The sequence below is a fragment of the Streptomyces griseosporeus genome (assembly GCF_014656055.1).
In the GTDB taxonomy this organism is placed as follows: domain Bacteria; phylum Actinomycetota; class Actinomycetes; order Streptomycetales; family Streptomycetaceae; genus Streptomyces; species Streptomyces griseosporeus.
This window is the reverse complement of record NZ_BNBR01000006.1, coordinates 191,444-206,023: the sequence shown is the minus strand read 5'-3', so window position 1 is coordinate 206,023 and position 14,580 is coordinate 191,444. Positions and strand designations below refer to the sequence as shown.

The window sequence follows — 14,580 nt, the reverse complement described above, 5'->3', positions numbered from 1 at the left end:
TACGTCAGCTGCGGGGCGGCAGCTTCGGCCGGGACCGGTCGGGTACGTCCCGGTAGTCCGGCGCGGTCGCGGGCGGGTCGGTCTCCAGCAGCTCCAGGGCGAGCTGGACGGCGTCGTCGAGCTGCGCGTGACGGCCCTCGGCCCAGTCGAGGGGGGTGCGCAGGACCTCGACGTCGGGGGTGACGCCCTGGTTCTCCACGGCCCAGCCGTACGCGTTGAACCAGGCCGCGTTCATCGGCACCGTGATGACCGTGCCGTCGCCGAGACGGTGGCGGCCGGTCATGCCGACGACACCACCCCAGGTGCGCTGCCCGACGACCGGGCCGAGCTTCAGCAGCTTGAACGCGGCGGTGATCATGTCGCCGTCGGAGGAGGTCGCCTCGTCGCACAGCGCGACGACCGGGCCGCGCGGCGCGTTGGAGGCGTACGACACCGGCTGGGCGTTGCGCGTGAGGTCCCAGCCGAGGATGCGGCGGGTGAGCTTCTCCACCACGAGTTCGCTGATGTGGCCGCCGGCGTTGCCGCGGACGTCCACGATCAGCGCGGGCCGGGACATCTCCATGCGCAGGTCGCGGTTGAACTGGGCCCAGCCGGAGCCGCCCATGTCGGGGATGTGCAGATAGCCGCACCGCCCGCCGCTCAGCTCGCGCACCACCTCCCGGCGCTTGGCCACCCAGTCCTGGTAGCGCAGGGGGCGTTCGTCGACGAGGGGCACGACGGCGACCCGGCGGGCCCGGCCGGCCTCGCCCTCGGCGGGGGTGAACGTCAGCTCCACCGTCGTCCCGCCCGCCCCCGCGAGCAGCGGGTACGGCCCCGCGACCGGGTCGACCGGGCGGCCGTCGACGTGGGTGAGGACGGCGCCCTCGCGGATGCCGGTGCCGGCCAGCGGGGAGCGGGCCTTGGAGTCGGAGGAGTCGCCGGGCAGGATCCGCTTCACCGTCCAGCCGGCCTCCCGGCGCACGAAGTTGGCGCCGAGCAGGCCCTGCAGGCGCTGGTAGTGCGGCGGGCCCTCGTTGCGGCGGGCGGCGGAGACATAGGCGTGGGAGGTGCCGAGTTCGCCGAGGACCTCGCGCAGCAGGTCGGCGAACTCGTCCGGGGAGGCGACGCGGTCGACCAGCGGACGGTACTGGCCGAGCACCGCGTCCCAGTCGATGCCGCTCATCCCCGGGTCCCAGAAGTAGGCGCGGATCAGCCGGCCGGCCTCCTCGAAGGCGCCGCGCCACTCGGCGGGCGGGTCGGCCCGGTGCAGGATGCGGCGCAGGTCGATCCAGGTGGTGGAGTCGCTGTCGCCGGGCTCGGTGGCGGGCGCGGCCCGCAGGTCGCCCTCGTCCATGACGACGAGCCGGGTGCCGTCGCCGCTGACGGCGAACCAGTCGAGGTGGTCGACGAGTTCGGACCTCTTCGCCTTGGTGAGGTTGAAGTACTCCAGGGTGGGCCGCTCACTGGGGTCGCCGGGGTTGGCGAACGTCTCGCCGAGCGCGCCCGAGATCGGCCAGCGCAGCCACACCAGGCCGCCGCCCGCGACCGGGTGCAGCGCCGAGTACTTGGACGCGGCGCCCGGGAACGGCGTCACCCTGCTCTCCAGGCCCTCCACCTCCACCGTCACCGCGCTGCCGTCACCGCTCTCCTCGTCCTCCAGCGGGTCCAGGCCACCGGCGGCCGGCCGGCCCTCCGGGTTCAGGGCGAAGGGGGAGGGGGTGGCGGAGGACAGGGGCACCAGGTAGGGGCGGCAGCCCAGCGGGAAGGACAGGTCGCCGGTGTGGACGTCGTACACCGGGTCGAAGCCGCGCCAGGAGAGGAAGGCGAGGTAGCGGCCGTCGCGGGTGAAGACCGGGTTCTCGTCCTCGAAGCGGCCGTTGGTCACGTCGACGATCAGGCCGTCCTTGATGCGGGCCAGCCTGATCTGCCGCAGAGACCGGCCGATCCCCGGATGCGACCAGGTCAGCCAGGAGCCGTCCGGGGCGAAGGCGAGGTCGCGGACGGGCCCGTTGTCCGACCGGACCAGCTCGGTGACCTCGCCGTTGGAGTCCTCCGTCACGTCGAGCAGCAGCAGCCGCCCGTCGTGCGCGGCGATCGCCAGGCGCTCGCCCGCCGGGTCGGACACCGTCTCCAGCACCCGGCCCAGCTCCCCCGAGGCCAGCCGGCGCGGTTCCCGGTCGCCGGTGGCGCGCGGCAGGTAGGCGATCTCGATCGCGTCCTCGCCCTCGGCGTCGGTGACGTAGGCGACCTGTCCGGTCGAGCCGAGCATCTCCGGCAGCCGCACCCGGACACCGGAGACGTCGGTGAGGGTGCGGGCGGGGCCGTCGCGGTGGGTGAGCCAGTACAGGCTGCCGCGTACGACGACCGCGCTGGCCCGGCCCGTCTCGTCCACGGACAGCCCGTCCACGTGCTGCGCGGCCGGCACCTGGTAGCGGCGCCGCCCGGCGCGCGGCCCGGACAGCCGGACGTCGAGCCTGCGCGGTACGGCGTCCGGGGACAGGTCGTCCACCAGCCACAGCTCGCCCCCGCACTGGTAGACCACCCGGGTGCCGTCGCTGGCGGCGTGCCGGGCGTAGAAGGCGTCGTGGTCGGTGTGCCGGCGCAGGTCGGAGCCGTCGTAGGCGCAGGAGTAGAGGTTGCCGACGCCCTCGTGGTCGGAGAGGAAGGCGATCCGGCCGCCGACGAACAGGGGCGAGTGCAGATGGCCGTCGAGGCCGGCGAGCAGCCGCTTGCCGTGCAGCCACAGCCGGCCCGTGGCGCCGCCCCGGTACCGCTTCCAGGCGGCCGGCTCGTGCGGGGGCGTGCCGGTCAGCAGCAGGGTCCTGCGCTCGCCGTCGAGGTCGGCGACCTGGATGTCGGAGACCGGGCCCCAGGGCAGCTTGCGGCCGGGGTCGCCGTCGGGGGTGACCTTGTAGGCCCAGGTGAAGTGGGAGAAGGGCTCGCCGTGCGAGGCGACGGCGAGGATGTCGCTGTGTCCGTCCCCGTCAGGGGGTGTCCAGCCGCAGACCTGGGTGTCGGCGCTGCCCCAGTACGTCAGCTGCCGGTTCTCCCCGCCGTCGGCGGCGACCAGATGGATCTCGGGCACCAGGCTGCGCCACGAGGTGTACGCGATGTGCCGGCCGTCGGGCGAGAAGCGGGGGTGGCCCGTCTTGGTCCGGTCGACGGTGAGCCGCCAGGCGCGGCCCGGACCGTCGAGGGGGGCCAGCCAGAGGTCGTCCTCGGCCACGAAGCACAGCAGCTCGCCATGGAGGTGGGGCAGGCGCAGATAGCTCACCTCCCCATGCTTTTCCGGGGGAGGGGGCCGGGCAACTCGTGGGTGTTTATCTGGATCCGACAGTCGTGACCCAGACCACGTACGAAACCGTTTCGTTTCGCAGAGCGGCTGCGCTACATTCGTCCTGTACGACAGCCGTACGCAACCGTGTCGTCCGGAGCGGAAGGGGTGAGTGACCGTGACTGAGGTCGCGACAGCGCGTCGCAGTCGGATCACGCCCGAGCGCGAGGCCGAGCTGTACGAGGCCGTGCTCGACCTGCTCCGGGAGGTCGGCTACGACGCTCTGACCATGGACGCCGTGGCCGCCCGCACCCGGTCCAGCAAGGCGACGCTCTACCGCCAGTGGGGCGGCAAGGCCGAGCTGGTGGCCAAGGCGGTGCGGCACAGCAAGCCGGGCGGCTCGCTCGACGGGATCGACACCGGCTCGCTCAGAGGTGACCTGCACGCCCTCACCCGGCGCTCGGACGACTGCGAGATGGAGCAGAACTCCGCGCTCATGCGAGGGCTCGCCATGGCCGTCCACAGCAACCCGGACCTCCTCCAGGCGTTCCGGGAGCACCTCATTGAGCCGGAGCTGGCCGAGTTCCGGCGGGTGGTGCAACGGGCGATCGACCGGGGCGAGGTCCGCGAGGACAACCCGGCGATCGGCTACATCATGCACATGCTGCTCGGCGCCTTCGCCGCCCGCACCATGATCGACGAACAGCCGCCCACCCAGGCGTTCCTGCTGTCGTACATCGACGCCGTGGTCCTCCCCGCCCTCGGCGTCTCCCCCTCCTGACACGTCCCCTGTCCAAGCCCTCCACCTGACGTCACCGCTCACGTCGTCGGGCTGATCACACCTGCCCTGAAGACCCCACGACTGACCGGGAGTACGCCTCCGTGGCCACGTTCCTCTACAAACTCGGGCGCCTCGCCTTCCGGCGACGGCACTTCGTCGCCCTCATCTGGGTGGCGCTGCTGACCCTCGCCGGAGTCGGCGCGGCCAGCGCGCCCGCCGCCGGCAACTCCTCCTTCTCCATCCCCGGCACGGAAGCGCAGAAGGCTTTCGACCTGCTGGAGCAGCGCTTCCCCGGGATGAGCGCCGACGGCGCCACCGCACGGGTCGTCTTCCAGGCGCCCGACGGGCAGAAGATCACCGACGCGGGCAACAAGGCCACCGTCGAGAAGACGGTCAAGGAGCTGTCCGACGGCTCCGAGGTCGCCTCCGTCGCCGACCCCTTCACCGGCAAGGCGGTCAGCAAGGACGGCACGATCGCCTACGCCTCGGTCAAGTACGAGGTCTCCGGCATGGAGCTTCAGGACGCCACCAAGGACGCCCTGAAGGACTCCGCGCAGCACGCGCGGGACGCCGGGCTGACCGTGGAGATCGGCGGTGACGCGCTCAGCGCGGTGCCCGAGACCGGGGCCACCGAGGTCATCGGCATCGCCATCGCGGCCGTCGTCCTCGTCATCACCTTCGGCTCGCTGCTCGCGGCCGGCCTGCCGCTGCTGACCGCGCTGATCGGCGTCGGCATCGGCGTCTCGACGATCACCGCGCTGGCCAGCACGCTGGACCTCGGCTCCACCACCTCCACCCTGGCGACGATGATCGGCCTGGCCGTCGGCATCGACTACGCCCTGTTCATCGTCTCCCGCTACCGCGCCGAACTCGCCGAGGGGCGTGAGCGCGAGGAGGCGGCCGGGCGGGCCGTCGGCACCGCCGGCTCGGCGGTGGTCTTCGCGGGCCTCACCGTGGTCATCGCCCTGGTCGGCCTGTCCGTGGTCAACATCCCGATGCTGACGAAGATGGGCGTCGCCGCGGCCGGCACGGTCGCCGTCGCGGTGCTGATCGCCCTGACGATGATCCCGGCGCTGCTCGGCTACGCCGGCCGCAAGGTCAAGCCGGCCGGCCAGAAGAGCAAGCTGCTCGGCGGCGCGCGGGCGGAGCGGAAGACGGCCTCCGGCAAGCCCAACATGGGCACGCGCTGGGCGAGCTTCGTCGTGCGCCGCCCGGTCGCCGTGCTCCTCCTCGGCGTCGTCGGCCTCGGTGCCGCGGCGGTCCCGGCGGCCTCGCTGGAGCTGGGCCTGCCCGACGACGGCTCCCAGCCGGTCTCGACGACCCAGCGCCGCGCCTACGACCTGCTCTCGGAGGGCTTCGGGCCCGGCTTCAACGGCCCGCTGATGGTCGTGGTCGACGCGAAGGGCGCCGCCGACCCCAAGGCCGCGGTCGCCTCGGTCGGCGACGAGATCAAGGGCATGAAGGACGTCGTCACGGTCACGCCGGCGGCGTTCAACAAGGACGGCGACACCGCGACGATCACCGTGATCCCCGGCTCCAAGCCCTCGTCGACGACGACGGAGGACCTGGTCCACGGCATCCGCGACGCGGGTTCGGACATCAAGGCGAAGACGGACGCCGAGCTGCTGGTCACCGGCACCACGGCGATGAACATCGACGTCTCCCAGAAACTGAACGACGCCCTGATCCCGTACCTGGTCCTCGTCGTCGGCCTGGCCTTCCTCCTCCTGATCGTGGTCTTCCGCTCGATCCTGGTCCCGCTGAAGGCGGCGCTCGGCTTCCTGCTCAGCGTCATGGCGGCGCTCGGCGCGGTCGTCGCGGTCTTCCAGTGGGGCTGGCTGTCCGGCCTGCTGGGCGTGGAGGAGACCGGCCCCGTCATGTCGATGATGCCGATCTTCATGGTCGGCGTGGTCTTCGGCCTGGCCATGGACTACGAGGTGTTCCTCGTGACGCGGATGCGCGAGGCCCACGTCCACGGCGAGAAGCCGAGCCAGGCGGTCGTCACCGGCTTCCGGCACGGCGCCCGCGTCGTCACCGCCGCCGCGGTGATCATGATGGCGGTCTTCGCCGGCTTCATCGGCTCCTCCGAGTCGATGATCAAGATGATCGGCTTCGGCCTCGCGATCGCCGTCTTCTTCGACGCGTTCATCGTCCGCATGGCCATCGTCCCCGCGGTCCTGGCCCTGCTCGGCAAGCGCGCCTGGTGGCTCCCGAAGTGGCTCGACCGCGCCCTGCCCAACGTGGACGTCGAGGGCGAGGGCCTGCGCACCCACCCCACGGGCGACGAGAACCGGGAGCTGGTCCGGGCCTGACGCCCAGCTCCTGAAAAACGGCCGGTGAGGGTGCCCGTGGGGACGGGGCTGCACCCTCACCGGCTCTTTCGCGCACCGAGCCGGAAAACCCGGATGAGCCCGGCCGCGCGCATGTCGTAGCGTGCCGTGCATGACGACTTCCGCCACTGATGCCGACGGAACCGGAAGCTTCGGGGCTCACCCCCGGTTTGCCGAGGCCCTGCGGGGGCTCGGGCTGGACGATCTGCTCGGGCGGACCCGGCGCTTCCCGGATGCCACCAGGACCGCCGCCGAGGCCGCCGCGGCGATCGGGTGTGAGCTGAGCCAGATCTGCAAGTCGCTGGTCTTCGCGGCGGACGGGGAGCCGGTGCTCGTGCTGATGGACGGGGCCTCCCGGGTCGACGTCACGGCCGTGCGCGAGGTGCTGGGGGCCCAGAAGGTCACCCGGGCCGACGCCGGGGTCGTGCGCGAGACGACCGGGTACGCCATCGGTGGCGTCCCGCCCTTCGGGCACCGCACGCGGACCCGGGTGCTCGCCGACCGTTCGCTGCTCGGACACGACATCGTGTGGGCGGCGGCCGGTGATCCGCACGCCGTCTTCCCCATCGCACCGCAAGACCTCGTCACCCACGCCGGCGCCACCCTCGTGGACGTGCGCGAGCGCGCTTCGTGACGCCCGCCGTCGCCGGAGCCGTCCTGCTGGCCGCCGTCACCCACGCCAGCTGGAACGCGATCGCCCACCGCATCGACGACAAGCTCGTCGGGTTCACGCTGATCGCCGGGGGCGGCACCCTCATCGGGGCGGTGCTCGCTCCCTTCGCCGCCTTCCCGGCGGCCGCCGCATGGCCGTATCTCCTGGCCTCCGCCGCCATCCACGTCGCCTACTACGTCCTGCTCATGCGCTCCTTCCGCCTCGGCGACTTCGGGCAGGCCTACCCGATCGCCCGAGGCTCGGCACCCCTCGTCGTCACCGTCCTCGCCGCGCTCTTCGCCCACGAGGTCCCCGACGGATGGGCCGCCGCCGGGATCGCGCTGTCCTGCGCGGGCCTGACCGGCGTCGCCCTGTGGGGGCTGCGCGGCCGCCGCCCCGACTGGGCCGCGATCGGCGCCGCCCTCGCCACCGGGCTGACCATCGCGTCGTACACCGTCGTCGACGGCCTCGGCGTACGGGCCTCCGGGTCCTCCCTCGGCTACATCGCCTGGCTGATGGTGGCGGAGGGGCTGGCCGTCCCCGCCTACGCCCTGTGGCGCTGGCGCGGTACGACCTGGGCGGTGCTCCGCCCCCACGCCGGGCTCGGCCTGCTCGGCGCCGCCCTGTCCGTCGCGGCGTACGGCCTCGTCCTGTGGGCGCAGACCCGCGCCGAACTCGCCCCCGTCGCCGCACTGCGCGAGTCCTCGATCATCGTCGGCGCCGCCATCGGCGCGCTCGTCTTCAAGGAGCGGTTCGGGGCGCCGCGCGTCCTGGCCGCGGGCCTGCTGGTCGTGGGCATCGGGCTCATGCTGCGGGCCGGCTGACCTTGGCCCATGCACCCATGCGTGCGCGGGCGGGCCGCGTGGAGCACCCTGGAAAGAGGTGTTCCGGCGTCCCGGAGGTGATCGTCATGATGCACACCACAGTGGGATGGCATGTCGAGCTGGAGTTCATGGAGGACGACCAGCACACACGCGCGGTGGCGCTCGTGCGCCTGCCCGACGGCAGCGAGGTACGGGCCCACGGACGCGCCACCCGCCACCACACCGACTCCAACCAGCCCCGCGTCGGCGAGGAGATCGCGGGCGCCCGCGCCCTGAACGAACTCGCCATGCAACTGCTCACCAAGGCCCACGAGGAGATCGACACGGCGTCCGGCCGGACCTCCCAGCCGATCCACGTCTGAACCGCGGCCCGGCGGCCGGCCCGCCTTGCCCGGCGGCGCGTCGGTGTAGCACAGTGGCGCAGCGGCGGCCCGGCGCCCGCTCCGCCGCCGCCGCGCCACTGTCCCGACGACCCGCGGAAGGCCGCAGTTGAGCCGCGAACGCGTCCTCGTGACCGGCGGCACCGGCTTCATCGGTGCCCACGTCGTGCCCCTCCTGCGCGCCGCCGCGCCGCCCGGACGCCCCGGCCCCGCCCTGCGGCTGCTCACCCACCACCGCCCCGGCCCGCACGAGCCGGCGGCCCCGGAGCTGGAGACCGTCCCCGGCGACCTCGCCGACCCGCGCACGCTGCACGGCGTGTGCGAGGGCGTCACCACCGTCCTGCACCTGGCCGCCCGCGTCGGCGGCACCGAGGAGGAGTGCCGGGCGGTCAACGAGGAGGGCACCCGCGCCCTGCTCGCGGAGGCCGCCCGCAGCGGCGTACGGCGCGTCGTCCAGCTCGGCACCGCCGCCGTCTACGGCGACGGCGCCCACCGCGGCGCCCCCGAAGGCACCCTCACCGAGGCCCCCGTCTCCGCCACCAGCGCCACCCGGCTGGCCGGCGAACGCCTCGTCCTGGCCGCCGGCGGCACGGTCGTACGCCCCTACCTCGTCTACGGCGAGGGCGACCAGTGGGTCGTGCCCTCGCTGCTGCGGCTGCTGGACCGGCTGCCGCACTGGGTGGACGGCGCCACCGCCCGCCTCTCCCTGATCTCGGCCCCCGTCCTGGCCGCAGCCCTGACCGAACTCGCCCTCGCCCCGCAGCCGTCCGGGGGACGCGTGCTGCACGCCGGGCACCCCGAGCCGGTCAGCGTGCGGGAGCTGATCACCACGGTGTGCCAGGCCCTGGACCTGGACCTGCCCGAGGGCAACCTCACCCTGGCCGAGGCGCGCGCTCGCCTGACGGACCCCGCGGCCCGCCGCTCCCTGGACCTCCTGACCCACGACCACTGGTACGACAGCACCCGCCTGTGGTCGACGGTCACGACCCGCCCGGGACTTCCCTTCACCGCCGACTTCGCCGCGTACGCCCCTTGGTATCGCAAGGCCCTGCGCTCCTAGCAGGGCGGACGACAACGTCCCTCCAGGGGCGCGGGGAACTGCGCGACAAGCCACAACGGCGCAGCAGTGAACCCCGAACCCCAGCCCCGACGGCGCCCCCCGCTCAACCCGCGGAGCGCACCGCCCGGACGAGCGCCTGCGCCCGCGGATCCGCCGTCACCGACTTGCGGAAGCCGTTGGTGACATAGCCGAACGCGATCCCGCTCTCCGGGTCGGCGAAGCCGAGCGCGCCGCCGCGGCCCGGGTGGCCGAAGGAGCCGGGGCCGAGCAGCGGGGAGGCGCTGCCGTGCAGCATGTAGCCGAGGCCGAACCGGGTGCCCACGACCAGCACGCGGTCGGCGCCCGACGCCTGCTCGGTGCGTGCGAGCGCGGCCGTCTCCGGCGTGAACAGCCGGCGCCCGCCCTCCACCTCGCCGATCAGCGCCGCGTAGACGCGGGCGAGCCCGTCGGCCGTGGCGATGCCGTTGGAGGCGGGCAGGGCGGCGGCCCGGTAGGCGGGGTCGTTCTCGTCGGGCAGCGGGGTGATCGCGGCGAAGGCGCGGCGGGTGAGGGAGTCCGGGTCGGCGTAGGCATCGGCGACGGCCCGCTTGGGCCGGGTCTTCAGCCCGCCCGCCTCGGGCGCCTCCACGGGGCCCACGCGCCCCACGCGCGCCTGCGCGCCCTCGGGCAGCCCGAGCCAGAAGTCGGCGCCGGCCGGCCCGGCGATCTCGTCGGCGACGAACTCGCCGACCGGACGCCCGCTGACCCGCCGGACCAGTTCACCGGTGAGCCAGCTGTAGGTCTGCGCGTGGTAGCCGTGCGCGGTGCCCGGCTCCCAGGCCGGTGCCTGCGCGGCGACCGCCTCCGCGCCGAGCAGCGGGTCGGCGGCCTCGGCGGGCGTGAGCGGCCGGTCGAGGACGGGGACGCCCGCCCGGTGCGCGAGCAGGTCCCGCACCGTCGCGCGCTCCTTGCCGGCCGCCTTGAACTCCGGCCAGTAGGCGCCGACCGGCGCGTCCAGGTCCAGCTCCCCGCGCTGGTGCAGCAGCAGGAGCGCCGCCGCGGCGACGCCCTTGGTCGCCGACCGCACGATCTGCGCCGTACCGCGCTCCCAGGGCTCGGTGCCGTCCACGTCGCGCGTGCCGGCCCACAGGTCGACCACGCGCCGCCCGTCCCGGTAAACGGCTACGGCCGCGCCCCGGTCCCCGAGCACCTCGAAGTTCCGTACGAACGCCTCCCTGACCGGCTCGAAGCCCTCGGCCACTGTGCCGTGCACGTCCACGCCCGCACTTCCCTCCGCCATTCGAATCGCCTGCGACTGTGGGAGCAACGCCCATCCTGAGCCTGCGATTCCCTGGCGGTGTCACCCCAGCAGGATCGTTACGTCGATGTTGTCGCGGGTGGCGTTCGAGTACGGGCACACCGCGTGCGCCGCGTCCACCAGCCCGGCCGCGACCTCGGCGTCCAGCACCGGCAGGGAGACGCTGAGGGCGACGGCGAGGCCGTATCCGCGCTGCCGGTTGGGGCCGAGGCCGACCTTGGCGGCCACCGTGGAGCCGGTCAGGTCGTAGCCCGCGCGGTTGCCGACGAGGATCAGCGCGTTGTGGAAGCAGGAGGCGTAGCCGGCCGCGAACAACTGCTCGGGGTTGGTGCCGTTGCCGTCGCCGCCCAGCTCCGGCGGCATCGCGACCCGCAGCTCCAACTGGCCGTCGTGGCTGGTGACGTACCCCTCCCGGCCGCCGTGCGCGGTGGCCTCGGCGACGTACATGATCTTGGTGGGGCGGGTGTCGGGGCGCGTGCCGGCCGCGGCGCCTTCAGTCATGGTGGGGCTCTCCAGGAAAAGGTGCGCACAAGTTCATCGCGCACAAGGTACTGGCCGGTAGGTCGGCACGCGCGGCCAGGGGGCGCGACCGCGGGTAACCCGTCCGGCCGGGGGCGCGCTCCGTTCGGCCGCGCCCGCCTGGCAGGGGACGTACGCGCGCCCAAGGATGCAGCTGTCAGGTCCCCGCGTTCTCATCCCAGGAGACGACCATGCCCCCCGCCCGCCCCCGCTCCCGCGTCCTCACACGCTGGCTGCTGCTGCTCTCCGCCTCGATGCTCGCCGGCGCCCTCGGCTCGGCGACGGCCCGCACGGTCTAGACGGGGCTCGCACGGCCAAGGGGGCGTGGCGTCTCTCAGAGCCTGCCTGAGCCCGCCCGTTCCGCGAGCCGCCACAGCTCCTCGCGCAACCGCGCCACCTCCGGCGCCTCCAGCCCCGTCGCCGCGAGCAGCGCCCCCGGGACACGCGCCGCGCGCTCCCTCAGCTCCTCCGCGCGCCCCGTGCACGCGACCAGCACCGAGCGCTCGTCGCGCGCCGCGCGCTCCCGGCGTACCAGGCCCGCCGCCTCCAGCCGCTTCAGCAGCGGCGACACCGTGCCGTAGTCGAGCCGCAGCGCCTCGGTCAGCTCCTTGACCGTGGTCTCGCCGCGCTCCCACAGCACGAGCAGGACGAGGTACTGCGGGTAGGTGAGGCCGAGTTCGTCGAGCAGCGGGCGGTAGGCGGCCGTCACCGCGCGCTGGGCGGCGTACAGCGCGAAGCACAGCTGGTCGTCCAGCAGCAGCGACCCCGCGGGCCCTTCGTCCTCCGTATGCGTCACGCGCCCATTGTCACGGAGCGCGGGTCGAAGCCGAACGGCAGCTCCAGCCGGTGTGCGCGCATCAGCGTGTCGTCGGCGAGCAGATCGCCGGTCGGCCCGTCCGCCGCGATCACCCCGTCGCTGAGGATCAGCGACCGCGGGCACAGCTCCAGGGCGTAGGGCAGGTCGTGGGTGACCATCAGCACCGTGACGTCCAGCGAGCGCAGGATGTCGGCGAGTTCGCGGCGGGAGGCGGGGTCGAGGTTGGAGGACGGCTCGTCCAGGACGAGGATCTCCGGCTCCATCGCCAGCACCGTCGCGACGGCGACCCGCCGGCGCTGCCCGAAGGACAGGTGGTGCGGCGGGCGGTCCTTGAAGGCGAGCATGCCGACCCGCTCCAGCGCCCGGTCGACGCGCTCCTCCAGCTCGGCGCCCTTCAGTCCGGCGGCGGCCGGCCCGAAGGCGACGTCCTCGCGGACCGTCGGCATGAACAGCTGGTCGTCGGGGTCCTGGAAGACGATGCCGACCTTGCGCCGGATCTCGGCCATGTTCCGCTTCCCGACGGGCAGTCCGGCCACGGTCACCGTGCCGGTGCCGCCGCCCAGGATGCCGTTGAGGTGCAGCACGAGGGTCGTCTTGCCGGCGCCGTTGGGGCCGAGCAGGGCGACCCGCTCGCCGCGCGCGATGCTGAAGTCCACGCCGAACAGGGCCTGGTGCCCGTCGGGGTAGGCGAAGGCCAGACCGGCCACTTCCAGAGAAGGTGTCACAGGGTCCATCCCAGCAGACAGACGACCAGGGCCGTGAGGGGGAGGGTGAGCGCGTACGACCACTGCGCGCGCGTGGCGGTCACCTCGTCGATGACCGGCATGCTGCCGGCGTAGCCGCGGCTGACCATGGCCAGGTGCACGCGTTCGCCGCGCTCGTAGGAGCGGATGAACAGCGCCCCGGCGGACTTGGCGAGCACGCCCCAGTGGCGCACGCCCCGCGCCTCGAAGCCGCGGGACTCGCGCGCGATGCGCATACGGCGCATCTCGTCGGTGATGACGTCGCCGTAGCGGATCATGAAGGAGGCGATCTGCACCAGCAGCGGCGGCAGCTTCAGCCGCTGCAGGCCGAGGAGGAGTTCGCGCAGCTCGGTGGTGGCGGCCAGCAGCACGGAGGCGGCGACGCCGAGCGTGCCCTTGGCGAGCACGTTCCACGCCCCCCACAGGCCGTTGACGCTCACCGACAGCCCGAGGACGTCCACCCGCTCGCCCTCCGCCACGAACGGCATCAGGACCGCGAACGCGACGAACGGCACCTCGATCAGCAGCCGCTTGAGCAGGAACCCGGCCGGCACGCGCGCGTGGTACGCCACGAGCCCCAGCAGGACGGCGTACAGGCCGAACGCCCACATCGCCTCCCGCGGCGTGGATACCACGACGACCACGAAGGCGAACGCGGCGGCCAGCTTGGTGTGCGGCGGCAGCGCGTGCACCGGCGTGTGGCCGTGCCGGTAGAGCCGGTGGGCGTGCCCGGCGCCCATGTCAGACGTTCTCCACAGTGGTGGACGACGGCGTGACGTCGCCCGGCGCGCGCCGCCGGCGCACCACCCAGAACACGCCGCTGCCCGCGACGACCGTCACGCCCACGCCGATCACGCCCGCGAGACCGCCGGACAGCCGTGCGTCGGCGACGTCCTTGACGCTGTAGTCGGCGAGCGGCGAGTCCGCGGCGGCGTGCTCCTTCGTCTTCTGGTCGATGCCCTGGTCGGCGGCGACCTTCTCCAGGCCGTCGGGGCTGGAGGAGGCGTAGTAGCTGACGAACCCGGCGAGGACGACCGAGGTGACCAGGCCGCCGATCCACAGCGCCCGCCGGGAGGTGCGCGCCGCGACGGGCGCCGTGGGCGCGGGCGCGTCGACCAGCTCGCCGTTGACCCGCAACTTCAGCCGCTGTTGCAGCCCGCGCGCGCCGTGCACCAGGTCCGGGCGTACGGCGATGACGGCGCCGACGGTCAGCGCGGTGATCGCGGCCTCGCCGAGGCCGATCAGCACGTGCACGCCGATCATCGCGGTGGCGACCTTGCCGATCGACACGTCGGTGGTGCCGCCGAGCGCGTAGATCAGCGTGAAGGCGACCGCGGCGGCCGGGACGGAGACGAGCGCGGCGGCGAAGGAGGCGACGGTGACCGTACGGCGGCCGCGCGGCAGCACCTTCACCAGGACGCGGAAGACGGCGTACGAGACGACGGTCGTCACGATCGCCATGTCGGTGATGTTCACGCCGAGCGCGGTCAGCCCGCCGTCGGCGAAGAGGATGCCCTGCATGAGCAGGACGACGGAGACGCACAGGACCCCGGTGAAGGGGCCCACGAGTATCGCCGCGAGCGCCCCGCCGAGCAGGTGCCCGCTGGTGCCGGCGGCCACCGGGAAGTTCAGCATCTGCACCGCGAAGATGAACGCCGCGACCAGTCCGGCCAGCGGCGCGGTGCGTTCGTCCAGCTCCCGGCGTGCGCCGCGCAGGCTCACGGCGATCGCGCCGGCTGCGACGACGCCGGCCGCGGCGGAGACCGGGGCGTTGATGAATCCGTCAGGTACGTGCACCGTTCGATGATAGTGGCTTAATGCGAACGACTTGCAAGAGCGAGTCGCTGGATGTGCCGGCCCGTCCCCTTACCCCGTCGCCCCGGGTTCTATCTCATCTGTGAGATACGCCCGCTCCAAGGGGCGC

Annotated in this window: 13 protein-coding genes; 6 read left to right on the top strand and 7 right to left on the bottom strand. The window is 73.4% G+C overall.

The window, feature by feature from the left end; all coding sequences use genetic code 11:
• Nucleotides 1–4 precede the first annotated feature (4 nt).
• On the bottom strand, nt 5–3,253 hold the full coding sequence (locus IE308_RS27500; RefSeq protein WP_190219983.1) for a S41 family peptidase: 3,249 nt from the start codon (nt 3,251–3,253) through the stop codon (nt 5–7).
• A 178-nt stretch (nt 3,254–3,431) separates the two neighbouring features.
• On the opposite strand from IE308_RS27500, the gene IE308_RS27495 reads away from it, so the two are divergent.
• From IE308_RS27495 to IE308_RS27470, 6 genes are all read left to right on the top strand, one after another.
• Nucleotides 3,432–4,034: a TetR/AcrR family transcriptional regulator gene (locus IE308_RS27495; RefSeq protein WP_110636609.1), complete on the top strand. Its 603-nt coding sequence runs from the start codon at nt 3,432–3,434 to the stop codon at nt 4,032–4,034.
• A gap of 101 nt (nt 4,035–4,135) precedes the next feature.
• Nucleotides 4,136–6,346 carry an MMPL family transporter gene (locus tag IE308_RS27490; protein WP_190219982.1) on the top strand — a complete coding sequence of 737 codons (2,211 nt, stop codon included), beginning with the start codon at nt 4,136–4,138 and terminating at the stop codon, nt 6,344–6,346.
• 130 nt (nt 6,347–6,476) lie between these two features.
• Complete coding sequence (locus tag IE308_RS27485; protein ID WP_190219981.1) at nt 6,477–6,998, top strand: YbaK/EbsC family protein; 522 nt, start codon at nt 6,477–6,479, stop codon at nt 6,996–6,998.
• A complete protein-coding gene (locus tag IE308_RS27480) occupies nt 6,995–7,840 on the top strand; it encodes an EamA family transporter (protein ID WP_190219980.1) in 846 nt (281 codons plus the stop codon). The genes IE308_RS27485 and IE308_RS27480 overlap by 4 nt, the downstream gene beginning before the upstream one ends.
• A gap of 86 nt (nt 7,841–7,926) precedes the next feature.
• Nucleotides 7,927–8,202: a DUF1876 domain-containing protein gene (locus IE308_RS27475; protein ID WP_110636606.1), complete on the top strand. Its 276-nt coding sequence runs from the start codon at nt 7,927–7,929 to the stop codon at nt 8,200–8,202.
• 127 nt (nt 8,203–8,329) lie between these two features.
• Nucleotides 8,330–9,280 carry an NAD-dependent epimerase/dehydratase family protein gene (locus IE308_RS27470; RefSeq protein ID WP_190219979.1) on the top strand — a complete coding sequence of 317 codons (951 nt, stop codon included), beginning with the start codon at nt 8,330–8,332 and terminating at the stop codon, nt 9,278–9,280.
• Between the two features lie 103 nt (nt 9,281–9,383).
• On the opposite strand, the gene IE308_RS27465 is transcribed toward IE308_RS27470, so the two are convergent.
• From IE308_RS27465 to IE308_RS27440, 6 genes are all read right to left on the bottom strand, one after another.
• Nucleotides 9,384–10,538: a serine hydrolase domain-containing protein gene (locus IE308_RS27465; protein ID WP_190220204.1), complete on the bottom strand. Its 1,155-nt coding sequence runs from the start codon at nt 10,536–10,538 to the stop codon at nt 9,384–9,386.
• A gap of 81 nt (nt 10,539–10,619) precedes the next feature.
• Nucleotides 10,620–11,078, bottom strand: a complete 459-nt coding sequence (locus IE308_RS27460) for an organic hydroperoxide resistance protein (protein ID WP_110628703.1) — start codon at nt 11,076–11,078, stop codon at nt 10,620–10,622.
• Nucleotides 11,079–11,430: 352 nt separating this feature from the next.
• Entirely contained in the window at nt 11,431–11,892 is a 462-nt protein-coding gene (locus IE308_RS27455; protein ID WP_110628702.1) for a MarR family winged helix-turn-helix transcriptional regulator, read from the bottom strand.
• A complete protein-coding gene (locus tag IE308_RS27450; RefSeq protein ID WP_110628701.1) occupies nt 11,889–12,647 on the bottom strand; it encodes an energy-coupling factor ABC transporter ATP-binding protein in 759 nt (252 codons plus the stop codon). The genes IE308_RS27455 and IE308_RS27450 overlap by 4 nt, the downstream gene beginning before the upstream one ends.
• On the bottom strand, nt 12,635–13,396 hold the full coding sequence (gene cbiQ, locus IE308_RS27445; protein ID WP_190219978.1) for a cobalt ECF transporter T component CbiQ: 762 nt from the start codon (nt 13,394–13,396) through the stop codon (nt 12,635–12,637). The genes IE308_RS27450 and cbiQ overlap by 13 nt, the downstream gene beginning before the upstream one ends.
• A gap of 1 nt (nt 13,397) precedes the next feature.
• Nucleotides 13,398–14,453, bottom strand: coding sequence for an energy-coupling factor ABC transporter permease (locus tag IE308_RS27440; RefSeq protein ID WP_110628699.1), 1,056 nt, complete (start codon nt 14,451–14,453; stop codon nt 13,398–13,400).
• Nucleotides 14,454–14,580 lie beyond the last annotated feature (127 nt).

What these genes read in the sequence shown, in the direction of transcription:
- IE308_RS27460 (WP_110628703.1), bottom strand. Translation starts at nt 11,078, where the DNA reads ATGACTGAAGGCGCCGCGGCCGGCACGCGCCCCGACACCCGCCCCACC.
- IE308_RS27475 (WP_110636606.1), top strand. Translation starts at nt 7,927, where the DNA reads ATGATGCACACCACAGTGGGATGGCATGTCGAGCTGGAGTTCATGGAG.
- IE308_RS27485 (WP_190219981.1), top strand. Translation starts at nt 6,477, where the DNA reads ATGACGACTTCCGCCACTGATGCCGACGGAACCGGAAGCTTCGGGGCT.
- IE308_RS27450 (WP_110628701.1), bottom strand. Translation starts at nt 12,647, where the DNA reads ATGGACCCTGTGACACCTTCTCTGGAAGTGGCCGGTCTGGCCTTCGCC.
- cbiQ (WP_190219978.1), bottom strand. Translation starts at nt 13,396, where the DNA reads ATGGGCGCCGGGCACGCCCACCGGCTCTACCGGCACGGCCACACGCCG.